General features: G+C 66.7%; 24 protein-coding genes and 5 tRNA genes. 21 read left to right on the forward strand and 8 right to left on the reverse strand.

Translation table 11 applies throughout. The features are described from left to right. Positions 1–30: 30 nt before the first annotated feature. The 13 genes from FHT32_RS10445 (at position 31) to FHT32_RS10505 (ending at position 13,226) form a co-directional block, all read left to right on the forward strand. The gene (locus FHT32_RS10445; RefSeq protein ID WP_176664563.1) at positions 31–1,200 is read left to right on the forward strand and encodes an ABC transporter substrate-binding protein; all 1,170 of its coding nucleotides are present in this window, start codon (positions 31–33) and stop codon (positions 1,198–1,200) included. Positions 1,201–1,222: 22 nt separating this feature from the next. After that, positions 1,223–2,377 carry an ABC transporter substrate-binding protein gene (locus tag FHT32_RS10450; protein ID WP_176664564.1) on the forward strand — a complete coding sequence of 385 codons (1,155 nt, stop codon included), beginning with the start codon at positions 1,223–1,225 and terminating at the stop codon, positions 2,375–2,377. Between the two features lie 27 nt (positions 2,378–2,404). Further along, positions 2,405–3,730 carry an aromatic ring-hydroxylating dioxygenase subunit alpha gene (locus FHT32_RS10455; RefSeq protein WP_176664565.1) on the forward strand — a complete coding sequence of 442 codons (1,326 nt, stop codon included), beginning with the start codon at positions 2,405–2,407 and terminating at the stop codon, positions 3,728–3,730. Then, positions 3,727–4,191, forward strand: coding sequence for an aromatic-ring-hydroxylating dioxygenase subunit beta (locus tag FHT32_RS10460; protein WP_176664566.1), 465 nt, complete (start codon positions 3,727–3,729; stop codon positions 4,189–4,191). The genes FHT32_RS10455 and FHT32_RS10460 overlap by 4 nt, the downstream gene beginning before the upstream one ends. A gap of 52 nt (positions 4,192–4,243) precedes the next feature. Continuing rightward, a complete protein-coding gene (locus FHT32_RS10465; protein ID WP_176664567.1) occupies positions 4,244–5,407 on the forward strand; it encodes an ABC transporter substrate-binding protein in 1,164 nt (387 codons plus the stop codon). A gap of 34 nt (positions 5,408–5,441) precedes the next feature. Continuing rightward, complete coding sequence (locus FHT32_RS10470) at positions 5,442–6,497, forward strand: branched-chain amino acid ABC transporter permease (protein WP_176664568.1); 1,056 nt, start codon at positions 5,442–5,444, stop codon at positions 6,495–6,497. Continuing rightward, the gene (locus tag FHT32_RS10475) at positions 6,494–8,281 is read left to right on the forward strand and encodes an ATP-binding cassette domain-containing protein (RefSeq protein WP_176664569.1); all 1,788 of its coding nucleotides are present in this window, start codon (positions 6,494–6,496) and stop codon (positions 8,279–8,281) included. Before FHT32_RS10470 ends, FHT32_RS10475 begins: the two co-directional genes overlap by 4 nt. An 82-nt stretch (positions 8,282–8,363) precedes the next feature. Further along, on the forward strand, positions 8,364–9,095 hold the full coding sequence (locus tag FHT32_RS10480) for an ABC transporter ATP-binding protein (RefSeq protein WP_126022780.1): 732 nt from the start codon (positions 8,364–8,366) through the stop codon (positions 9,093–9,095). Then, positions 9,085–10,674 carry an ATP-dependent acyl-CoA ligase gene (locus tag FHT32_RS10485; RefSeq protein WP_176664570.1) on the forward strand — a complete coding sequence of 530 codons (1,590 nt, stop codon included), beginning with the start codon at positions 9,085–9,087 and terminating at the stop codon, positions 10,672–10,674. The genes FHT32_RS10480 and FHT32_RS10485 overlap by 11 nt, the downstream gene beginning before the upstream one ends. A 2-nt stretch (positions 10,675–10,676) precedes the next feature. Further along, the gene (locus FHT32_RS10490) at positions 10,677–11,429 is read left to right on the forward strand and encodes an SDR family NAD(P)-dependent oxidoreductase (protein ID WP_176664571.1); all 753 of its coding nucleotides are present in this window, start codon (positions 10,677–10,679) and stop codon (positions 11,427–11,429) included. Between the two features lie 53 nt (positions 11,430–11,482). Continuing rightward, entirely contained in the window at positions 11,483–12,259 is a 777-nt protein-coding gene (locus tag FHT32_RS10495; protein WP_176664572.1) for an SDR family NAD(P)-dependent oxidoreductase, read from the forward strand. After that, on the forward strand, positions 12,256–12,789 hold the full coding sequence (locus FHT32_RS10500; protein ID WP_176664573.1) for a MarR family winged helix-turn-helix transcriptional regulator: 534 nt from the start codon (positions 12,256–12,258) through the stop codon (positions 12,787–12,789). The genes FHT32_RS10495 and FHT32_RS10500 overlap by 4 nt, the downstream gene beginning before the upstream one ends. 2 nt (positions 12,790–12,791) lie before the next feature. Continuing rightward, on the forward strand, positions 12,792–13,226 hold the full coding sequence (locus FHT32_RS10505; RefSeq protein WP_176664574.1) for a thioesterase family protein: 435 nt from the start codon (positions 12,792–12,794) through the stop codon (positions 13,224–13,226). 7 nt (positions 13,227–13,233) lie between these two features. Here the strand turns inward: FHT32_RS10505 and FHT32_RS10510 are convergent, their stop codons facing one another. Next, positions 13,234–13,629 (reverse strand): hypothetical protein, encoded by a 396-nt coding sequence (locus tag FHT32_RS10510; protein WP_176664575.1) that lies wholly within the window; start codon positions 13,627–13,629, stop codon positions 13,234–13,236. Positions 13,630–14,343: 714 nt separating this feature from the next. On the opposite strand from FHT32_RS10510, the gene FHT32_RS10515 reads away from it, so the two are divergent. From FHT32_RS10515 to FHT32_RS10530, 4 genes are all read left to right on the forward strand, one after another. Continuing rightward, a tRNA-Arg gene (locus FHT32_RS10515) sits at positions 14,344–14,420 on the forward strand. A 47-nt stretch (positions 14,421–14,467) separates the two neighbouring features. Then, positions 14,468–14,668, forward strand: coding sequence for a short-chain dehydrogenase (locus FHT32_RS10520; RefSeq protein ID WP_176664576.1), 201 nt, complete (start codon positions 14,468–14,470; stop codon positions 14,666–14,668). Between the two features lie 30 nt (positions 14,669–14,698). Next, positions 14,699–14,772: transfer RNA gene (locus FHT32_RS10525), tRNA-His, on the forward strand. 60 nt (positions 14,773–14,832) lie between these two features. Beyond that, on the forward strand, positions 14,833–15,396 hold the full coding sequence (locus tag FHT32_RS10530; protein ID WP_176664577.1) for an HNH endonuclease: 564 nt from the start codon (positions 14,833–14,835) through the stop codon (positions 15,394–15,396). Between the two features lie 91 nt (positions 15,397–15,487). On the opposite strand, the gene FHT32_RS10535 is transcribed toward FHT32_RS10530, so the two are convergent. Then, entirely contained in the window at positions 15,488–15,664 is a 177-nt protein-coding gene (locus FHT32_RS10535) for a hypothetical protein (RefSeq protein WP_176664578.1), read from the reverse strand. Between the two features lie 273 nt (positions 15,665–15,937). Between FHT32_RS10535 and FHT32_RS10540 the strand changes: the two genes are divergently transcribed. Continuing rightward, entirely contained in the window at positions 15,938–16,342 is a 405-nt protein-coding gene (locus FHT32_RS10540; RefSeq protein ID WP_176664579.1) for a hypothetical protein, read from the forward strand. A gap of 115 nt (positions 16,343–16,457) precedes the next feature. Here the strand turns inward: FHT32_RS10540 and FHT32_RS10545 are convergent. Further along, positions 16,458–16,533, reverse strand: a tRNA-Lys gene (locus FHT32_RS10545). A gap of 140 nt (positions 16,534–16,673) precedes the next feature. Here FHT32_RS10545 and FHT32_RS10550 point away from each other — a divergent pair. Both FHT32_RS10550 and FHT32_RS10555 read left to right on the forward strand, forming a co-directional pair. Continuing rightward, on the forward strand, positions 16,674–17,381 hold the full coding sequence (locus FHT32_RS10550; protein WP_176664580.1) for an SDR family NAD(P)-dependent oxidoreductase: 708 nt from the start codon (positions 16,674–16,676) through the stop codon (positions 17,379–17,381). 194 nt (positions 17,382–17,575) lie between these two features. After that, a tRNA-Leu gene (locus FHT32_RS10555) sits at positions 17,576–17,680 on the forward strand. A gap of 57 nt (positions 17,681–17,737) precedes the next feature. On the opposite strand, the gene FHT32_RS10560 is transcribed toward FHT32_RS10555, so the two are convergent. From FHT32_RS10560 to FHT32_RS10575, 4 genes are all read right to left on the reverse strand, one after another. Next, positions 17,738–18,046 (reverse strand): hypothetical protein, encoded by a 309-nt coding sequence (locus tag FHT32_RS10560; protein ID WP_176664581.1) that lies wholly within the window; start codon positions 18,044–18,046, stop codon positions 17,738–17,740. Between the two features lie 89 nt (positions 18,047–18,135). Then, entirely contained in the window at positions 18,136–18,366 is a 231-nt protein-coding gene (locus tag FHT32_RS10565; protein ID WP_176664582.1) for a hypothetical protein, read from the reverse strand. Between the two features lie 499 nt (positions 18,367–18,865). Then, on the reverse strand, positions 18,866–19,660 hold the full coding sequence (locus FHT32_RS10570; protein ID WP_176664583.1) for a serine protease: 795 nt from the start codon (positions 19,658–19,660) through the stop codon (positions 18,866–18,868). Between the two features lie 62 nt (positions 19,661–19,722). Next, positions 19,723–19,798: transfer RNA gene (locus FHT32_RS10575), tRNA-Ala, on the reverse strand. A 90-nt stretch (positions 19,799–19,888) separates the two neighbouring features. On the opposite strand from FHT32_RS10575, the gene FHT32_RS10580 reads away from it, so the two are divergent. Further along, positions 19,889–20,755, forward strand: a complete 867-nt coding sequence (locus FHT32_RS10580) for an alpha/beta hydrolase (RefSeq protein ID WP_176664584.1) — start codon at positions 19,889–19,891, stop codon at positions 20,753–20,755. A gap of 9 nt (positions 20,756–20,764) precedes the next feature. On the opposite strand, the gene FHT32_RS10585 is transcribed toward FHT32_RS10580, so the two are convergent. Further along, entirely contained in the window at positions 20,765–21,742 is a 978-nt protein-coding gene (locus FHT32_RS10585; protein WP_176664585.1) for a GMP reductase, read from the reverse strand. Positions 21,743–21,973 lie beyond the last annotated feature (231 nt).

The following is a 21,973-nucleotide window of genomic DNA, read 5'->3' on the forward strand; positions in this document are numbered from 1 at the left end:
CCTCAAAAAAACCACCTCTGGAGCACCGCCATGAAAGTACTGAACCGAATTCGCACATTCGCGGCCATCGCCGCGGGCCTCGGCGCGCTGACGGGCGCCGCGGGCGCGTGGGCCGCCGATCTCAAGGTCGGCTTCATCACTTCGATGTCGGGGCCGGTGTCGTCGCTGGGCATTCCGTACGACAAGGGCATGAAGGCGGCCGTGGCCTACAAGTCGGAAGTCGGCGGCCGCAAGGTCCAGGTGATCCAGCTCGACGATGCGTCAGACCCGTCCACGGCGGCGCGCAACGCGCGCAAGCTGATCGAGGAGGACAAGGTGGACGTCATCATCGGCACGGCCGGCGCGCCGGGCTCGCTGGCCATCGCCGGCGTGGCGCGCGAGACGAAGACGCCGCTGATCTCCATCGCCAACGCCGACCTGGCGGGCGAAGACGGCGCGTGGATGGTGACGCTGCCGCAGCCCGCGCCGCTGATGATGGGCGCGATGGTCGAGAAGATGAAGCAGTCGGGCGTGAAGACGGTCGCCTACATCGGCTATTCCGACGCCTGGGGCGACCTGGTGTACGACGCGCTCATGAAGTCCGCGCCCGGCGCCGGCATCAAGGTGGTGAGCAACGAGCGCTATGCGCGCAGCGACTCGTCGGTGGCTGGCCAGGTGCTGAAGATCGTGGCGCTGCGCCCCGACGCGGTGATCACCGGCGCATCGGGCACGCCGGGCGCGCTGCCCTACCTGGCGCTGCAGGAGCGCGGCTACAAGGGAAAGATCTACGGCATGCACTCGCTGATCAACCCCGACTTCATCCGCGTCGGCGGCGCGTCGGTCGAAGGCCTGCTGGCGCCCACGGGCCCGGTGGTGGTGGCCGAGCAACTGCCCGACGCCAACCCGATGAAGAAGATCGCGATGGACTTCCGCGCCGCCTTCCAGAAGGCCAACGGCGCACCGCCCACCGACACCTTCTCGGCCTACAGCTTCGATGCGTGGCTGATCTATCTCGACGCCGCGCAGCGCGCGCTGGCCAGCAAGGCCGAACCCGGCACGCCGCAGTTTCGCGTGGCGCTGCGCGACGCGATCGTGAGCACCAAGGAGCTGGTGGGCACGCACAGCGTCTACAACTTCAAGCCGACCGACCGCTACGGCTCGGACGACCGCTCTCGCGTCGTGGTGCGGCTCGACAAGGGCCAATGGAAGCTCGTTCCCTGAAACGCCCGACGTGAAGACCCCCATGAAAAAGATCACCCGCATCCTCGCCGCCACGGCAGTCGCTGCAGCCGCCGCCCTCGCCGCGGCGCAGGCCATGGCTGCCGACCTGAAGATCGGCTTCATCAGCTCGCTCTCCGGCCCCGTGGCCGCGCTTGGAGTGCCGTACGAGAAGGGCATCCGCGCCGCGATCGCGGAACGTCCCGAGATCGCCGGACGCAAGGTGCAGCTCATCGTGCTCGACGATGCCTCCGACCCCACCACGGCGGGCCGCAACGCGCGCAAGCTGGTGACCGAGGACAAGGTCGACGTGCTCATCGGCACATCCGGCGTGCCCGGCGCGATGGCCATCGCCTCGGTGGCGCGCGAGCTCAACACGCCGCTGATCTCGCCCACGCCCGTGACCATTCCCGGCTCCGAGGGCGCGTGGACCGTGACCGTGTCGCAGCCCTTCCAGCTCATGGTGGCGGGCGTGGTCGAGCGCATGAAAGCTTCGGGCGTGAAGACGGTCGCCTTCATCGGCTTCTCCGACGCGCTGGGCGACCTGGCCTACGACTCGCTGGTCAAGAGCGCCGACGCGGCCGGCATCAAGGTGGTGGCGAACGAGCGCTATGCGCGCAGCGATTCGTCGGTGGCCGGGCAGGTGCTGAAGATCGTCGCGGCCCGGCCCGACGCGGTGTTCGCCGGCAACTCGGGCACGCCGGGCGCGCTGCCCTACATCGCGCTGGCCGAGCGCGGCTATAAGGGCAGGATCTACGGCACGCACGGCCTCATCAACGCCGACTTCGTGCGCGTGGGCGGCGCTTCCATCGAGGGCCTGCAAGTGCCCAGCGGTCCGGTGCTGGTGGCCGACCAGCTGCCTGACAGCAACCCGATCAAGAAGGTGTCGATGGGCTTTCGCAATGCGTACCAGAAGCTCAACGGCGCGGTGCCGACCGATGCCTTCTCGTCGTACACCTACGACGCTTTCCTGCTGCTGGCGGACGCGGCCTCGCGCACCAAGGGCGAGCCGGGCACGCAGGCCTACCGCACGGCGCTGCGCGATGCGATCGTGAGCACGAAGGAGCTGGTGGGCACGCACGGCATCTACACCTTCAAGCCCGACGACCGCTACGGCTCCGACCAGCGCGGCGTGGTCATCGTGCAGATGACCAAGGGCCAGTGGAAATTGGTCCCGTAGCCCCCGGACCGGCCACCGAGCACAGCCATGACCACCTACCGCAATCGCCCCGATCTCGTCGCGGCGCTGGTGCAGGACGACCGGGTGCACCGCGACCTGTACCTGAGCGAGGAGCTTTTCGCGCTGGAGCAGGAGCATCTGTTCGCCGGCACCTGGGTCTTCCTGGGCCATGCGAGCCAGGTGCCGCAGGCCGGCGACTTCGTGACCCAGGAGATCGCCGGACGGCCGCTGCTCATGGTGCGCCAGCCCGACGGCGACGTTCACGTGCTCTACAACCGCTGCGCCCACAAGGGCACGCAGCTGGTGACGGACGAGTGCGGCAACACCGGCCGCTTCTTCCGCTGCCCGTACCACGCCTGGACCTACAAGCTCGACGGCGCGCCGCTCGGCCTGCCGCTGAAGAACGGCTACGAGGGCACGCAGCTCAAGGCTTGCGAGTCGGGGCAGGGGCTCTCGGTGGTGAAGAACGTGAAGGTGTACCGCGACTTCGTGTTCGTGCGCCTTTCCGACACCGGCCCTTCGTTCGACGAGTACTTCGGCGAGGTGCTGGGCGCCATCGACAACATGGTCGACCGTTCGCCCGAAGGCAAGCTCACGGTGGGTGGCGGCGTGCTGCGCAACATCGTCCACTGCAACTGGAAGATGTACCTGGAGAACATCAACGACACGGTGCATCCGATGTCCACGCACGAGTCGGCCACTAAGGCGGCCGAGGCGCTGTGGGAGGGCCATGCGCCCTCCGACCCCAAGCCGATGGCGATGGAGCAGATCCTGCCCTTCGGCGCGGGCTACGAGTTCTTCGACAGGATGGGCGGGCGCGCGTTCGCCAACGGCCACAGCGTGCTGGGGGTGAACTTCAGCATCCACTCCAACTACGCGCAGCTGCCCGAGTACGAAGCCGCCATGAGCGCTGCGCATGGCGAGGCGCGCGCGGCCGAGATCCTGCAGCGCTCGCCGCAGAACTCGGTTTTCTTTCCGAGCCTGTCGGTCAAGGGCTCGCCGCTGGCCATCCGCGTGATCCGCCCGCTGGCGGCCGACCGCACGTTGATCGAGGCGTGGAGCTTCAGCGCGGCCGGCGCGCCTGCGCTGCTCTTCGAACGTGCCATGAGCTACAACCGGCTGGTGTTCTCGCCGATGTCGGTGGTCGCGCACGACGACGTGCACCTGTTCGAGAGCATCCAGCAGGGCCTGCGCGCGGGCGGCAACGAATGGGTGAGCCTGCATCGCAACTTCGACCCGGCCGAGAAGCAGCAGGCCACGATCACCACCAACGGCACCAACGAACTGCTGATGCGCAACCAGTTCCGCGCCTGGGCGAAGGCCATGGCGGCGGGCATGGAGGCCACGGCATGACGGATCCGCGCGATTTCGTCGCCCATGAGGCGGCGCTGCTCGACGAGCGCCGCTTCGACGACTGGCTGGCCCTGTTCGCGGAAGACGGCCACTACTGGGTGCCGCTGCTCGGCGCGGCGCAGGCCGATCCCTTCTCGCACAACTCGCTGGCCTTCGAAGACCGCCTGCTGCTGCAGCTTCGCGTGGAGCGGCTGAAGAACCCGCGCGCGCATTCGCAGCATCCGGCCAGCCACAGCCAGCATGTGCTGCAGCCCTCGCGCATCGAGCGCGAGGAGGGCGATGAAGCGTGGCTGCGCACGCCGTTCCTCTACGTCGAGGCGCGCGGCGAAGGGCAACTGCTGCTGAGCGGCACCGCACGCCACCACCTCGTTCGCACGTCCACGGGATGGCTGATCCGCGAGAAGCGCATCGACCTGCTCAACGCCCCGCGCGCGTTGCCCGCCATCCAGTTGTTCATCTGATCCATCCGAGTTACCCGTTGTCCATTCCAACCATCCTCACCGGAGCTACGACATGAAGAGCCTGATGCAGACCTTGACGCGCGGCGCCCTTGCCGCCGCGCTGACCGCCTGTGGCGTTGCCAGCGCATTCGCGGCCGACCTCAAGGTCGGCCTGAGCGTGTCGCTGTCGGGGCCGAACTCCTCGCTGGGCGTGCCCTACGCCAAGGGCATGCAGGCCGCACTCGCCTACAAGGGCGAGGTGAACGGCCGCAAGATCCAGCTCGTCGTGCTCGACGACGGCTCCGACCCGACCACGGCCGGGCGCAATGCGCGCAAGCTCATCGAGGAGGAGAAGGTCGACGTGCTCATGGGCACTTCCGGCGTGCCCGCCGCCATTGCCATGGCGCAGGTCAGCAAGGAGGCGAAGACGCCGCTGATCGGCCTCACGCCCATCCTGCTCGACCCCAACGAGAACCCTTGGGTGATGACGGTGGCCCAGCCCACGCAGCTCATGATCGACGCGGTGGTCGAGCGCATGAAGCGCAACAACGTGAAGACCGTGGGCTACATCGGCTTCTCCGACGCCTGGGGCGACCTGGTGTACGAGGCGCTGATGAAGGCCGCGCCCGCCGCCGGCATCAAGGTGGTGAGCAACGAGCGCTACGCGCGCGCCGACGCCTCGGTGACCGGGCAGGTGCTGAAGATCGTGGCGCTGCGCCCCGACGCGGTGATGACCGGCGGCGCCGGCACGCCGGGCGCGCTGCCGTTCCTGGCGCTGCAGGAGCGCGGCTTCAAGGGCGGCGTTTACGGCCAGCACGGACTCATCAACCCCGACTTCGTGCGCGTGGTCGGCGCGGCAGGTCAGAACGCGCTGATGCCGACGGGCCCGGTGATCGTGGCCGAGCAGCTGCCGGCCGACTACCCGACGAAGAAGATCGCGACCGACTTCCGTGCCGTCTTCCAGAAGGTCAACAACGCACCGACCAGCGATGCCTTCTCTGCCTATTCCTTCGACGGCTGGCTGGTGTTCGCCGATGCGGCATCGCGCGCGATGAAGAAGGCCGAGCCGGGCACGCCCGAGTTCCGCGTGGCGCTGCGCGACGCCATCTTCAGCACCAAGGAAGTGGTGGGCACGCACGGCGTTTACACCTTCAAGCCCGGCAGCCTCTACGGCGTGGATGAACGCGCCCGGGTGATCGTCAAGCTCGACAACGGCCAATGGAAGCTCGCACCTTGAACCTCTTGCCTTCGACTCTGTGGAGGGCCGCGCGATGACCTGGGACGTGGCCCTCATCCTCATCACCGACGGCCTCGCCAACGGTGCCATCTATCTGCTGGCCGGCCTCGGGCTGGTGCTGATCTTCTCAGTCACGCGGGTGGTGTTCGTGCCCTTCGGCGACATCGCGGCCTTCGCGGCGCTGTCGCTCGCGGCCTTCGAGACCGGCCGCGTGCCGCCGACCATCGGCATGGTCGCGGTGCTCGCGGCGCTGGCGCTGGCCACCGAAGTCGGCAGCCTCCTGCGGCGCGGCGAGACCGCGCGCATTCCGAAGGCGGTGCTGACCTGGGGCGTGCTGCCAGCCATTCCCTGCGCGCTGGCGTGGCTCGCGGCGCGGCCCGGCGTGCCGGTGGCGGTGCACATCGCGGTGGCGGTTCTGCTGGTGGTGCCCATCGCGCCGCTGCTGGCGCGGGTGGTTTTCCAGCCGATCGCCGATGCCTCGGTGCTGGTGCTGCTGATCGTGTCGCTCGCGCTGCACTTCCTGCTGTCGGGCCTGGGCCTGCTGTTCTTCGGGCCCGAGGGTTCGCGCACCACGCCGCTGACCAGCGCCGTGTTCACGCTGGGCGAAGGCTTCACCGTCAGCGGGCAGGTGGTGCTGATGGTGGGGGCGGCCATCGTGCTGAGCGGCCTCTTCTTCCTGGTGTTCGAGCGCACGGTGGCCGGCAAGGCGCTGCGTGCGACGGCGGTGAACCGCGTGGGCGCGCGGCTGGTCGGCATCCGGCCGGTGCGCACCGCGCTGCTGGCATACGGCTGCGCCTCGCTGCTGGCGGGGCTGATCGGCGTGCTGATCGCGCCGGTGACGACGATGTACTACGACTCGGGCTTCATCATCGGCCTGAAGGCCTTCGTGGCCGCGATCATCGGTGGCCTCGTGAGCTACCCGATGACGGCCGTGGGCGCGCTGGCGGTCGGCGTGGTGGAGAGCTTCGCCTCGTTCTGGAGCGGCGCGCTGAAGGACGTGATCGTGTTCAGCCTGCTGATCCCGGTGCTGATGCTGCGCTCCTTCGCGGCCGCGCATGCCGAAGAGGAAGAAGACGAGGTGGACGAATGAACGGCAATCGCAAACGCATGGCGTGGATCGTCGGGCTGGTCGTGGTGCTGGCGCTGGTGCCGGTGTTCGCGGGCAGCTTCACCGTCTCGCTGCTCAACGACATCGGCATCGGCGCGCTCGTGGCGCTGGGCCTCGTGCTGCTGACCGGCGTGGGCGGCGCCACCTCGTTCGGGCAGGCGGCCTTCGTGGGCATCGCGGCCTATGCGACCGCGTGGCTCACCACTGCGCAGGGCATGTCGCCCTGGCTGGGGCTGCTGTTCGCGCTGCTGCTCACGGGGCTGTCGGCATTGGCCATCGGCATGCTCACGCTGCGGCTGGGCGGGCACTTCCTGCCGCTGAGCACCATCGCCTGGGGGCTCTCCATCGCGATGCTGTTCGGCAACGTCGATGGTCTGGGCCGGCACACGGGCCTGTCGAACATTCCGGCACTGCAGATCGCGGGCTGGTCGCTGGCCGATCCGCGTGCGATGTACTGGCTGATCTGGACGGTGGTGGGGCTGGCCTGCCTGTTCAGCCACAACCTGCTGCAGTCGCGGCCGGGGCGCGCCATCCGTGGACTGCGCGGCGGCGCGACGCTGCTGGCGAGCGTGGGGGCGGACGCTTACCGCGTGCGGCTTTCGCTCTTCGTCACTGCGGCCCTGCTCGCTGGGCTGGCGGGCTGGCTCTACGCCCACATGAACCGCTTCGTGAGCCCGTCGCCATTCGACGTGCGCGCCAGCATCGAGTATTTGCTGATGGCGGTGGCCGGCGGCCTGGGCCAGCTGGGCGGGGCGCTGGTGGGCGCCGCTCTGGTGCTGGTGCTGAAGAACGGCCTGCAGGACGTACTGCCGATGCTCACGCAGCGCGCCGGCCAGCTGGAGGCAGTGGCCTTCGCCGCGCTCTTCATCCTGCTGCTGCACTTCGCGCGCGGCGGCGTGATGGGGCTGCTGCGCCGCTGGACGCGACGCCGCGCCGGCGCGCGGGGGCCTTCGCGCCACGAAGGGCCCGCGGTCGACCCGCTGCCCAACCGCACGCTGCCCGCCCGCGGCTCGCCCGTGCTGTCGGTGAACGGCGCGGTCAAGCGCTTCGGCGGTCTGGTGGCGGTGAACGACGTGAGCTTCGACGTGAAGGCCGGCGAGATCGTCGGGCTGATCGGGCCGAACGGCGCGGGCAAGTCGACCATGTTCAACCTGCTGACCTGCACGCTGCCGATGAGCTCGGGCCAGGTGCGCTTCCTCGAGCACGACATCGCCGGCATGCCGCAGCGCGAGGTGGCGCGGCTGGGGCTGGCGCGCACTTTCCAGCACGTGAAGCTGCGCCCGCACATGAGCCTGCTCGACAACGTGGCGCTGGGCGCGCATTCGCGCACGCGCTCGGGCATCCTGAAGGCGGGCCTGCGGCTCGATCGCACGGAAGAGCAGCAGATCCTGCAGGAAGCGCAGCGCCAGCTCGACCGCATCGGCCTGGGCGACCGTGCGCACGAGCAGGCGGGCAGCCTGCCGCTGGGCACGCAGCGCATCCTGGAGATCGCTCGCGCGCTGGCCGCCGACCCGGTGCTGCTGGTGCTCGACGAGCCTGCGGCCGGGCTGCGGCGCAAGGAGAAGATGGCGCTCGGCGACCTTCTGCGCAAGCTGCGCGAGGAAGGCGTGACCATCCTCATCGTGGAACACGACATGGACTTCGTGATGAAACTGGTGGACAGGCTGGTGGTGATGAATTTCGGCTCCAAGCTCGTGGAGGGCGTGCCCTCGGCGGTGCGCGCGGATGAGCGCGTGCAGGCGGCTTATCTGGGGAGCGTTGTATGAGCGCCGCACGGCCGCCCGAAGGCGCGGGCCCCCTTCAGGGGGCGCGCGAAGTACACGAAGTGACGAGCCTGGGGGTGTCGGTATGACCGCGATGCTGGAGATCGGCGACCTGCATGTGTCATACGGGCAGGTCGAAGCTGTTCGCGGCGTGTCGCTCGACCTGCAGCCAGGCCAGATCATCTCGGTGATCGGCCCCAATGGCGCGGGCAAGACCACGCTGCTGGCCGCCGCCATGGGCCTGCTGCCTTGCAAGGGCACGCTGCGCTTCGAGGGCGAGGACCTGCAGGGGCTCGACGTGGAGGCGCGCGTGGAGCGCGGCCTGTGCCTCGTGCCCGAGAAGCGCGAGCTCTTCGGCGAGCTCACCGTGCTCGACAACCTGCAGCTCGGCGCCTATGCCAAGCGGCTGCGCGGCGACGCGATGAAGAAGCGGCTGCAGTCGGTGTACGACCGCTTTCCGCGCCTGGCCGAGCGCCGCTCGCAGCGAGCCGACACGCTCTCGGGCGGCGAGCGGCAGATGCTGGCCGTGGGCCGCGCGCTGATGTCGGCGCCGCGCCTGCTGATGCTCGACGAGCCCAGCCTGGGCCTGGCGCCGCTGATCGTGCGCGACATCCTGGCGATCGTGCGCAAGCTGCGGGAGGACGGCGTGTCGATCCTGCTGGTGGAGCAGAACGCGCGCGCCGCGCTCGAAAGCTCCGACCACGGCTATGTGCTGGAGACGGGCGAGATCGCGCTCTCGGGAGCCTCGGCCGAACTGGCGAGCGACTCGCGCGTGCAGGCCACCTACCTCGGCGGAGGCACGCACGATGACGACTGAGCCCCGCGCCGTACCGCCCGCGCAACGTACGTTGCCGGTGATGCTGCAGCGGCAGGCCGAACTGTTCGGCGCGCGCACGCTGCTGAAGATCGCGGGGAGCGCGTGGACGCACCGCGATGCGGCTCGCGTTGCGGCGGCGCGGGCCGGCGCGCTGACGCAGGCCGGCGTGGTTCGCGGCGATCGCATCGCGGTGATGTGCGGCAACCGCGTCGAGTTTCTCGAAAGTTTTCTGGGTGCGGGATGGCTGGGCGCTTCGACGGTGCCGGTCAATACGGCGTCGATGGGGCCGCAGATCGAATACTTCCTTGCGAACAGCGAGGCGAAGCTGCTGGTGATCGAAGCGGGCTTCCTGGAGCGGCTTGCGGCGGCAGACCTGGGGCGTACCGCGCTGCGGGAGATCTGGGTTGTCGGCGAGACGGCTTCGGATGCCTGGCGGGCACTTGCGGGCGTGCGCGTCGTGGCGTATCCCGCGCATGGGGAACCCGTCGAGCCTGCGCCGGTGCAGCCTGGGGACGCGCTCGCGATCCTCTACACCTCGGGCACCACGGGGCCCGCCAAGGGCGTGGTCTGCCCGCACGCACAGTATTTCTGGTGGGGTGTGAACACCGCGGAGGTGCTCGGCGTGGGCACCGACGACGTGCTGTGCACCACGCTGCCGCTCTTCCACATCAACGCGCTCAACACCTTCGCGCAGGCTGCCCTGACGGGCTCGCAGGTGGTGTTCGAGACGCGCTTCTCGGCGTCGGGCTTCTGGCCGACGATGCGCGCGAGCGGGGCGACGGTGGTCTATCTGCTGGGAGCGATGGTGCCGATCCTGCTGGCCCAGCCCGAAGGGGCCGGGGAGCGCGACCACCGCGTGCGCATCGGGTTGGGGCCCGGCGTGCCGGCTGCCGCCGCTGCCGCGTTCAAGGCGCGCACGGGCGTGTCGCTGCTGGAGGGCTATGGCTCGACCGAGACCAACTTCGCCATCGCCACCGCGCCCGATTCGCCGCGCGGCGGCGTGATGGGCTGGCTGCGCCCGGGTTTCCAGGCGCGCGTGGCCGACGAAGACGACGCGGCCCTCCCACCCGGCGAGGCGGGCGAACTGCTGCTGCGCGCCGACGAGCCCTACGCCTTCGCGAGCGGCTACTTCAACATGCCGGAGAAGACCGTCGAGGCCTGGCGCAACCTCTGGTTCCATACCGGCGACCGCGTGGTGCGCGATGCGGATGGAGCCTTCCGTTTCGTCGACCGCATCAAGGACGCGATCCGGCGGCGCGGGGAGAACATCTCGTCGTTCGAGGTCGAGCAGGTGCTGCTGAGCCACCCTGCTGTGGCTTCGTGCGCCGTGTACCCGGTGCGCTCCGAGCTCGCCGAGGACGAGGTGATGGCCGCGCTTGTGGTTCGCGAGGGCGCGACCGTCGATCCTGCCGAGCTCGCGCGCTTCTGCGAAGGCCGGCTGCCGTACTTCGCCGTGCCGCGCTACATCGATGTGCTGGCCGACCTGCCGCGCACCGAGAACGGCAAGGTACAGAAGTTCAAGCTGCGGGAACGCGGCGTGGGGCCGCAGACCTGGGACGGTCGGCCCGCGAAGGCCTGAGCATGACGAACCTGGCGCCGCAGCTTCCTCTTTCCGGGCGCGTGGCGTTCGTGACGGGAGCGGGGCAGGGCCTGGGCGCGGCCATCGCGAGAGGGCTGGCACAGGCGGGCGCGCGGGTGGCGCTGGCCGACATCGAGCTGCCGGCGGTCGGGGCCGTGGCCGGCGAGATCGGCGGGTTCGCGCTGCGGCTCGACGTGCGCGACGAAGCGGCATTCCGCGAGTGCTTCGACAGGGCCGTCGCGCATTTCGGCTGCGTCGACATCTTGGTCAACAACGCGGCGCGCACGCCATCGACCTCGCTGTGGGACATCACGCCCGAGGAGTGGGACGACGTGCTGGCCATCAACCTGCGCGGCAGCTTCTTCGGCTGCCGCATCGCGGGGCGCCACATGCGTGAGCGCGGCGGGGGCCGAATCGTCAACCTCGGTTCGATGGCCGGGCAGCAGGCGAGCAGCGCGACAGGCGTGCATTACGCGGCGAGCAAGGCCGGGATGCTGGCGCTGACGCGGTCGTTCGCGCAGGAACTGGCGCCTCATGGCGTGACGGTGAACGCGCTGGCCCCGGCGGCGATCCAAAGCCCCGCGCTCGATGCAATGGAACCTGCGCGGCTGCAGGCGCTGCAGGCGGGCATTCCGCTCGGGCGTTTCGGGCTGGCCGAGGAGGTGGCGGCGGCCGTGGTCTACCTGGCTTCTCCTGCGGCGGCCTTCATGACCGGCGCGACGCTGGACCTCAACGGCGGCCGTTTCATGCGCTGACAAGGCTTGCCGGGCCATCCGGTTAAAATGGTTCAGAACTAAATCATTCAGGTATGCAATCAAATTCACTGACTGGCCGGCACGCCCTCGTCACGGGCGCTGCACGCGGCATCGGGGCGGAGATCGCCCGCACGCTGGCTGCCGAAGGCGCCACGCTGACATTGCTGGGTCGTGACCGCGAGGCGCTGCAGCGGGTGGCGGATTCGCTGGCCGGCAGCGGGCACGGCGTCGTCGCCGCGGACGTGGCGAGCCCGGAGGCCGTGCAGGCGGCGTTTGCCGAGGCCCGGGCGGCACGCGGGCCGGTCGTGGTGCTCGTCAACAATGCGGGCGCTGCGGAGAGCGCGCCCTTCCTCAAGACCTCCTTCGAGCTCTGGCAGCGGATGCTGTCGGTCAACCTCACGGGCAGCTTCCTCTGCGCGCAGGCGGCGCTGCCGGACATGCTCGACGCCGGCTGGGGCCGCATCGTCAACATCGCCAGCACGGCGGGGCAGAAGGGCTATGCCTACGTGGCGGCCTACACCGCGGCCAAGCACGGCGTGGTCGGGCTCACGCGCTCGCTGGCGCTGGAGGTGGCGCGCAAGGGCATCACGGTGAACGCCGTGTGCCCGGGCTATACCGACACCGACATCCTGCGCAACAGCGTCGCCAACGTGGTCGGCAAGACGGGGCGCAGCGAGGCCGATGCGCTGGCGGAGTTCTCCAGCGTCAATCCGCAGAAGCGCATCGTGCAGCCGGCCGAAGTGGCCGATGCCGTTCGCTGGCTGTGCGGCGAGGGTGCCGCATCGGTCACCGGGCAGTCGATCTCGGTTTCAGGGGGAGAAGTGACATGAGCACACGCAACGACGCCTCGCATGCCGTGCTGAGCGATGCGGAAGAGCTGGGCCACGAGGCCCGCGCCGGCCACGACGATCACGCGGTGCTCAAGCTGTGGCTGCGCATGCTGGCCAGCACCACGCAGATCGAGTCCGAAATCCGCCGCCGGCTGCGCGAGCGGTTCGGCATCTCGCTGGCGCGCTTCGACTACATGGCGCAGCTCTACCGCTACAAGGACGGCCTGAAGATGCGCGTGCTGTCGCGCTACCTGATGGTGACCGGCGGCAACGTCACCGGCCTGACCGACGAACTCGAGCGCGAAGGCATGGTGGCGCGCTCGCCCAGCCCCGACGACCGCCGGGCCTGGATCGTGAGTCTCACGCCCACGGGCCGCCGCACCTTCGAGACCATGGCGAGCGAGCACGAGCAGTGGATCCTCGAGATGTTCTCGGGGCTCGACATGAAGACCGTTAAGCAGCTGCACACCCAGTTGGGCCTGCTGCGCGTGCACGTGATGCGCGGCGAGCCGGCAGGCGAGGAGGGCTGAGCGTGGCCGGCGCAAAAGAGTTCTGCAGGCCGCGGCTGATCCGCTTCTCGGACTGCGATCCGGCAGGCATCGTCTTCTATCCGCAGTACTTCGTGATGCTTAACGGCCTCGTCGAAGACTGGGTGAACGAAGGCCTGGGCCTGAGCTACCACGGGCTGGTGGCGCAGCGGCGCATCGGCCTGCCCACGGTGAAGCTCGAGGTCGATTTCCGCGCGGTGAGCCGCATGGGCGACCAGGTGATGCTGGGGCTGGCCGTGGAGCGTCTCGGCTCCCGCTCGATGACCTTGCGCGTGCGCTGCTTCGAGCCGGTGAGCGGCGAAGTGCGCATGCAGATGCAGCAGGTGCTGGTGACGACGTCGCTGGAGACCCATCGGGCCGTCGAAATTCCGGACGACATGCGCGCGGCCATCGTGCGCAACGCCCCCGAGCTGGGCTGAGGCTTCTTCAGGACGCGGGCTCGCTGCCGGCAGCGGCGTCCTGCGCGCGCTTCTTCAGCCAGCCCGCGAGTTCCTTCTTTCCCTTGGCGTTGGCATTGCGCCAGGCTTCGCGGGCCGCGGCGACGAAGCGTTCCTCGGCAGCATCCGGCACTTCGCTGGGCCGGTCTTCCTCGTCGAGCCAGCCGAGCTCGACGCCGCAGTGCTTTTCGATCTGCCTCGCCAGGTTGTCGCCAATGGGACGGGAGCTCTTGATCTGGCTCCACATGCTGGGGGAAATCTCGATCTTCTTCGCGAACGCCTGGTCCAGCCCCTTGGCTGGCAAGCCTGCGGCAACGGCCTCTTCGAGAAAGCGGCGGTGCAGCGCAAGCGCATTGCGGCGACGCGCGACGGTGATATTGGGCACTGTTCAAAAACAACAACAAGACAAAAAAAGATTGTCCCGGTTGTTGACGCAGTCGTAAACACTATTTACAGTTGCCCTCAATCGCGGCCCCAAGCCGTACCATTTTTCCAACCCCTAACGGCCGACAGCGGCAATTTTTGACTCAGGACCCATCGTGAACACCGCACTGAACCTCACCAGCATTCGACCCGCTTCGGGTCGCTCGCTCGTGCGCGTCTGGGCGTGCGGTGGTTTCGTCGGCATGCCGTCGGTCCGATCGAGCCAGCACCGGAGCCGCGCGTATTCCACGAAAGCCGCAGCCAGCCTGCGTTTTGGAAAACTCGAGGATCAGGTGCTACCGGGTGGAGGTTGCGCATAGGCGCACACCTTCCAAGCTCTCTCATGTGGAGGCCCGGAAACCGCAAGGTTCCGGGCCTTTTGTTTTGGTTTTTCATTTCGGGTGTGCCTTCACCACACCGCCAGAACCCACCGCGTAGACGGTCTGGCGGGATGTGCAGGAACTGATCACTCCTGTGCAGCGACGTCGTACGGGACAGCGCCCAGCGTGCTGTCCGTCGCGTGAGGACACAACCGAAATGGAAAGCGAATCACCGTTTTTCGAGCAAGACAACAGAACCCGAGCGGGACAGGGCCATGCAGATGGCCCTCCCGCGGAAACCGGCCGCAAAGATTGGGCGGCGCCGGAACTCGTAACCGGACACTTTTTGTTTACGACCCGCGTTAGCTCAATGGATCAGAGCACTTGCCTACGAAGCAAGGGGTTGCACGTTCGAGTCGTGCACGTGGGGCCATTTCTTCGCTTTTTTGTTCGCTGTCACATCACCGAGGAGCAATCGCCATGCGCAAGCGCAATACCCCGATCCGGATGATCGCCGTCCGCCCGGCACAGCCGCGCGAGCGCAGCACGGTGCTGGGCCTGGTTCGGCGCTTCGGCCTCATGGCCGGTCCCCGCACCCCGAGTTCGTGCGAGCAGGGGCGCGAGTCGCCGCTTGAAGCACTCGATCTCGACCAGCGCGTTCGCGCGGTCGGCGAGTGGTAGCTGGTCACCCGTCTGTTCTTCGTCTTCATGGTGCGCGTAGCTCAATGGCAGAGCCGCGGGTTGTGGTCCCGCTGACGACGGTTCGATTCCGTTCGTGTACCCCATGGCTTCTTGCCTTCATTCATCAACAACCCCGCAACCGTCGCCGCGAAAGGAGGCGATTCATGCACCCTCACGTCCTGCAACTCGATATTCAGGGCACGCCGCAAGCCTGGATCTCGCTGGAGCAGGCGGTGTTGCACTACGCGACCGGCTCGGTCGCCTGGGAAGACGGCGACCAGCCGCTGGCCACGCTGCGCGGCGGATTCAACGTGGCGCGTGGTGCGCAGTCGCGCATCGAGGTGGCACCGATCATCGCGCTGCGCGGCGCGTCGAAGATCAACCTCTTCGACGTGATTCCGAGCGTCACCAAGAGCAAGCTGCTGCGCCGCGACCGCTACACCTGCGCCTACTGCGCAGGCGTCTTCCACGAGCGCGAGCTGCAATGCGAGCACGTGCTGCCCGAATCGCGCGGAGGTCCGTGGACCTGGACCAATCTCGTGAGCGCATGCGCAGCCTGCAACAACCGCAAGGCCGCGCGCACGCCGGAGGAGGCAGGCATGCCGCTGGTGTATCTGCCTTACGTGCCAAGCCGCTACGAGAACTTCCTGCTCGAAGGCCGCAACATCCGTGCGGACGTGCACGAGTGGCTGGCGAAGCGCCTGCCCAAGGGCTCGCGGCTTCAGTAGGGGCTGGATCGTGATCCTGTCCTGCGCCCATGAAAAAAGCCCGCTGTCCTCGGGACGGCGGGCTTTTGCTCGTATGGACGGGGCCGAGTGGTCAGCGCCCGATGCCGAAGAAGCGGTAGGCGACCACGCCGGCTGCTGCCAGGCCGCCCACGATGGCCAGGATCACCTTGGCCGCACGGCCCGAGCCGCGCTTCGAGCGTGGCCAGTGGTCCGGCCCGATCAGGTCGATGGGAACGGTGGGTTTGCCTATGTCGGACGCCTTTTCCATGGGAGGAAATATAGCTCACGCCCGAAGGCGTGGTCCGGGACCGGGCGCATTCTGTCGCCTCGGTGCATCGTCCCCGAGTCCGGCCGCGGCCGGACAAAAAAATACCCGCATGAGCGGGCCGAACGAGCCTTGGCGGCTTCGAATTTGCTATCCCTGGGTCTTTCTTGTTCGATGCGTGACAGCAGGTGCAAGATGCCACGTCGGATGGAGGTAGCTTGTAACTCGAAGGCGAGCGGCATGTAGCCGATGGAGTAAACCGTGAAATATTTCCTTATGAACAAAGAAATCATTCTCGAAAGCCTGAAGCGCGCATTGGAGAGCTGGGTTCGCAATGCATCGGCAGCGCAGCTGTGGCAGGTGCATCAGGAGGGCGGTCTCGGCGCGTCGATCGAGGCGGACGAAGAGGTGGTGCAGGTGCGCATCGTCCTCGGAGGCTCACGAGATGCGTTGTCGGCCATCGGCAAGACCGATGGGCGATTGCCCGTCACCGAAGCCTTTCTCGGCAGCGCCGCCTGGGGAGCGCCGCCGGCGCAGGGCAGTCCGGAACGAGAGCAGTGGTTCCTGTCGAGCGGCCTTGCGCAGACGCATGCGCGCCAGTACCTGGTGGCCGAGGTGAGCGAGCGACATGACTTGCTCGAGCGCTGCGTCGACGAGTGGATTGCGCGGCGGGGGAGCTGAGCCCGAATCGGGCTGGTGACCGGCGCAGCCAAAGAAAGAAAAAGCCTCCTCACGAAGATCATGAGGAGGCTTGGACGAAAAAATAGCGCGGAGACCGCGCTATTTTTAGTGTTGGTGGTGGGCCCTGAGTGACTCGAACACTCGACCTACGGATTAAGAGTCCGCTGCTCTACCAACTGAGCTAAGAGCCCTTGCTTGAAAACGTTTAGTGTTTTCTGGCAAGACCACGAGTATATCCCAGAAATCGAGCTTGTCCAAAAAATTTGTGACTTGCAGCGTTAGGATTCGTCATCAACGATGGGGCAGGGCCCCTCAACCCAGGAGAACTTCGATGACTGACGCCAGCACCACGCCACATGTCCTGATCACCGGCGCCGCAGGCGCACTGGGCCGTGCGGTGGCCCAGCACTTCATCGATCAGGGCGCGCGCCTTGCGTTGGTCGACCACCACGCGGGTCGCCTGGCCGAAGTGTTCCCGGGACTCGACAACTCGCGGCACCTGCTGTTGTCCGGCGACGTGACTTCCGCGACCGAGATGGCGGCTCTTGCGGAGCAGGCGCTCAAGTCCTTCGGGCGCATCGATACGCTGGTGCATATCGCGGGTGGCTTCGAGATGGGCGAGGCGACGCACGCGCTCACGCGAGCAAGCTGGGACCGCATGATGAACCTCAACGCCTGGTCGTTCGTCGCGGTGACGCAGGCAGTGCTGCCCTCGATGATCGAGCGCCGTGCCGGCAGCGTCATTGCCGTCACCGCCAAGGTGGCGGCGCGCGGCGTGCCGGCGATGGCCGCGTACATCGCCTCGAAGAGCGCGCTGCAGCGCCTGGTGGAAGCGATGGCGGCGGAAGCGGCGCCGCATGGCGTCAACGTCAACAGCGTGGCTCCCAGCGTGCTCGATACGCCAGCGAACCGGCAGGCGATGCCGGATGCGAATCCTGCCGAATGGGTGTCGACCTCGGTCGCCGCACAGACCATCGCATTCCTCGCGTCGCCGGGCGCTGCTGCGCTGCACGGGCAGCACCTGACGCTCGATGCCTGAGCGAAAAGAGAAATGGCCTTGGCGGATGCCAAGGCCTTTTCGTGTCGGTTGGTGGAGTGGCTCGAACGTGGACTGTACAGGCGACTCGGATGAAGGCTCAGAAAGAGCATCGCGTGCCGCTTTCGACGCATGCCATCGCGCTCATCAAGGTGCAGCCTCAGATTAAGGGCAATGAGCTGGTCTTCCCAGCTCCTCGAGGCGGCGTGTTGGGGACGGCCTTGTGAAACGTGTTCCACGCGAAACGCAGGGGACTCAAAATCCTCCGCACGCGAGGCGTGCCGGTTCGATTCCGGCCTCGGGCAATACCGGCGTGACAGGCCGGTATTCGCCCGGGGCCAACCCCCCGTCCTTGGCACTCAGGTTTGCAGCTTCTTGGCCCACTTGCCGAGGTGTGCTAGACAGATCCCCGAAAGGGCGAGTATGGCCAACGCGACCCAGCCGGCGACGGTCTCGGGGACCATCATTCGCAGCCACCAAGGCAGCGCTGCCAAGAAGTCCGGCGGGACGATGCCGGTGCGAGCGGACATCCGTTCGACCTTTCCGCCGATGCGATCAAGACGCAAGCCCAGCACTGCGAGAAGCCCGGCCAGGGAGAACAACGCTCGGCCCACCGCATTGAATGCGGCGGGGTAAGAAACGAGCAGACCGAAGAACCACTCAGGCATTGCATCCCTTCGTCGGGAGTGCGAAGCATCGCACGCCTGCAACGCGACCCGCAACTCAGTTCGCTCAAGCCGATCAACTTCGAACGGTTTCAGACCTGAACGGCTGCAACAAGGAGGCGCCAGCGAACGGCGCTGCCGTTGTTGTGCTGATGGTGGTTCTGCGGTGGCAAGGCGTGATCCTTCGCAATCCCAATCTCATCACCGCAACCTGTGCAGCGGTAAATCCCTGCGTCAGGCGCCGCGGTTCCGGGTGTTCTGTCGGTATCAAAGTTTCCGTGCTGAGACTGAGTCAGATGGGTGCCGTACTTGTACAAAGCCATGATGTCTCCTCCGCGCCAAATTGCGCGGGAAGATCGTGCGCGCGGCAGGCGGACCCGTTGAAGAGGGTCGACCCTCTCGCCCGTTTCGGGGATGGACAAGGCCGCCGGAACTCGTTCCACGCGAAACCTGTAGCCTCGGAGCATGAATTTTTTGCCCATCTATGTCACCGACGAAGAGCTTGCATTCATCTGCTCGCCACTCGTACAGCGTGGTGGGAGAGCGGGGAGCAGAGCTGTTCATCCCCAGCGTGCCCGGCACGATCGTTCCGAATCACGCGATGGCCGCGGCCGGAGGCGGCACCACCATCTACAACCGAACGGTGGGCGATGTGGCCACGAAGCATGGTGATTGAGGCCATGAAAGTCGTGCAAAACCAGCAGGCCGCGCGGTATGCGCGCAGTCGTGATTTCGGAGGTGTGGTTGCATGACGCTGATCGCAAACCTTGCAACAGCCGATGTACGCGTCAAGGCGTTCGAGTCGATAGATGCTCTCGTGTGTCAGCCGCCGGTTTGGAGTATGCCGATAGCCTGCAGAGCGAAAGAGATATCGGTCCCCTGCAACAACTTCTGCCGCTCTTTGTGGGCGACGGCTACACCCACAACCGGGAAGCCGAATCTGAAGTCGTTTTCATCCTCGCTATGGAATTGCCATATTGGCCCCCCACTCATGCCTTGGGGCTTCGGGAACACAACCGCTTCCTTCTGAGCGTTGATTCCCGATTTCCGGTCAAAGTTGAGTAGCAGATGGTCTTGGGTGGGCAAATTCAACTCGGAATACACACTTTCGTCCGCTGAGTGACCGAAGTAGGCATATGCTTTTGCGCGGATCTCCCCGTGCGCACGACGAAATTCGTTCTTTGATGAGGGAAAACCAAGAACGGCAAAGTCGCGCCCTATACGTGGTAACAACCTAGGACGAAGCTCATGGATTTCGAATGCGAGTCGCTCGATCTCCCGGTATGGCGGCCGCGGCGTGCCGGGGGCGAGGCGCACGACTGCTACATCAATATTGTCTTGGTCACGGGGCACATTTTTGCCGCTATGACATAGCTGGCCGAGCACTTCCGTCCTGATGTTTGATCCGCTATAAAAATAAAGTCGCCCTTCCGACCTCAGGTCGAGGACATGGGCGGCTGAAACCAAGTAGTCGGCTGGCCCCAACTGCACCAAGAACGCTGTGCCAACTTGCTCGGGCAAGCCGTTCCAGTTGTCAATGTAGAGAGGAATGACGTAATGCGTCATCACGTCGGCTGCGCGGGAGAACATCTGGGGTTCGAATCGCTGCTCAGCCATGGCGGGTTCAGTGGTGGGTAGAAAGCAAAACGGGCCTTCCAGGCCCGTTGTTGCTAGCGAAATGGTGGAGAGGAGGAGGATCGAACTCCCGACCTCCGCATTGCGAACGCGGCGCTCTCCCAGCTGAGCTACCCCCCCAACGCAAGGCGAATTTTAACCAAAACTCCCGTTTTGGCGCATGCCGCCGTGCCAAGATGCGCGCCTCGCGAAACACGGAGCAAAGACTGCATGGCCTCGTTCGACCCCGCCTGGCTGGAAGGCATGTACAACAACCTCGCGCGGGTCAGGAACCACCCCGCGTATTTCGAGCGCTGGGCGAAGGAATCGGCTGCGGCGCGCGAAGCTCTCCCGGCCCGCATCGACGTGCCTTACGGCCCGGGCGTGAACGAAACGCTCGACATCTTTCCCGCGCCGGTGCCCGATGCGCCGGTGCTGGTCTTCATCCACGGCGGCTACTGGCGAGCCATGGACAAGAAAGACCATTCCTTCATTGCCCCCGCCTTCAACGACCGCGGCATCTGCGTGGTCCAGCCCAACTACGCGCTCTGCCCCGGCACTTCGGAGCAGCCCGTCACTGTACCCGGCATCCTGCTGCAGATGGTGCGTGCGCTCGAATGGACGTGGCGCCACATCGCTGATCACGGCGGCGACCCGGCACGGATCACCGTCGCGGGCCACTCGGCGGGTGGACACATGGCGGCGGCGCTGCTGGCCTGCGACTGGAAGGCCGTCGCGCCCGACCTGCCTGAGCGCCTGGTGCGCAACGCGCTGTCGATCTCGGGCCTCTACGACCTTCGTCCGCTGCAGCGCACGCCGTTCCTCGAGAACACGCTGAAGCTGACCGACGCCGATGTCCTGCGCGCCAGTCCCGCCTTGTGGCCGGCGCCGAAGCGCGGCCAGCTGTACACGGTGGCCGGCGGCAGCGAGAGCGAAGAATTCATCCGCCACAACGCGATGATCCGCGACGCGTGGGGCCGCAACACCGTGCCGGTGTGCGAGGTGCTCCCGGGGCTCAACCATTTCGACGTGGTGGACGCGCTCGCCGATCCGGCGCATTCGCTGCACCGGCACGCGGTGCAGCTCCTGGAAGCCTGAGGAGGGCCGTTACATCAGCAGGTGCTCGCCGGCGTTGTCGCCGCCGAGTGTCACGTAGTTGACCTTGCGGATGTCCATCAGCGCGCGGCCACCCGCGTAGCTGATAGAGCTCTGCACGTCCTGCTCCATCTCGATCAGCGTGTCGGCCAGCTTGCCCTTGATGGGTTCGAGGATGCGCTTGCCCTCGACGTGCTTGTACTCGCCCTTGTTGAAGTCGCTGGCCGAGCCGTAGTACTCCTTGAAGAGCTTGCCCTCGACCTCGACGGTCTTACCGGGCGACTCCTCGTGCCCCGCGAACAGCGAGCCGATCATGACCATCGACGCGCCGAATCGCACGCTCTTGGCGATGTCGCCGTGGTCGCGGATGCCTCCGTCGGCAATGATCGGCTTGGTCGCCACGCGGGCGCACCACTTGAGCGCCGACAGCTGCCAGCCGCCCGTGCCGAAGCCGGTCTTGAGCTTGGTGATGCAGACCTTGCCCGGGCCGATGCCGACCTTGGTCGCGTCGGCGCCCCAGTTCTCGAGGTCGATCACCGCCTCGGGCGTGCCGACGTTGCCGGCGATCACGAAGGTCTTCGGCAGCTTCTGCTTGAGGTAGCCGATCATGTTCTTCACGCTGTCGGCGTGGCCGTGCGCGATGTCGATCGTGACGTACTCGGGCACGAGGCCCTGGGCCACCAGCTGGTCGATGGTGTCGTAGTCCGCCTTCTTCACGCCCAGCGAGATGGAGGCGAACACGCCCTTGCCCTGCATGTCCTTGACGAACTCGACGTTGTCGAGGTCGAAGCGGTGCATCACGTAGAAGTAGCCGTTCTGTGCCAGCCACAGGCAGATCGACTCGTCCACCACCGTCTTCATGTTGGCGGGAACCACCGGCAGGCGGAAGCAGCGCTCGCCCAGCGTGACGCTGGTGTCGCACTCGGAACGGCTCTCCACGCGGCACTTGCGCGGGAGGAGGAGGATGTTGTCGTAGTCGAAAATCTGCATGACCAGGCTCCAGTAAATATGGCCCCCCGGCTTGCCACTGCGTGTGCTTCGCCACCCCCCGAGGGGGAGGCTCGAGCCGCCTTGGGGCGGCCCGGCGGCGGCCGGGATCGTTGAAAGAAACGAATGAGCGCTTGGTCCGGCCGGCTTCTGCAGTACGTTTCGCGAAGGAAACGCCCACAAAAAACCGGGCGCAAGAAACTTGGGCCCGGTGATTGATTTTACGCGGACTCG

Origin of the sequence: Variovorax sp. SG517, assembly GCF_013376045.1 — a bacterium.
Taxonomy (GTDB): Bacteria; Pseudomonadota; Gammaproteobacteria; order Burkholderiales; family Burkholderiaceae_C; genus Variovorax.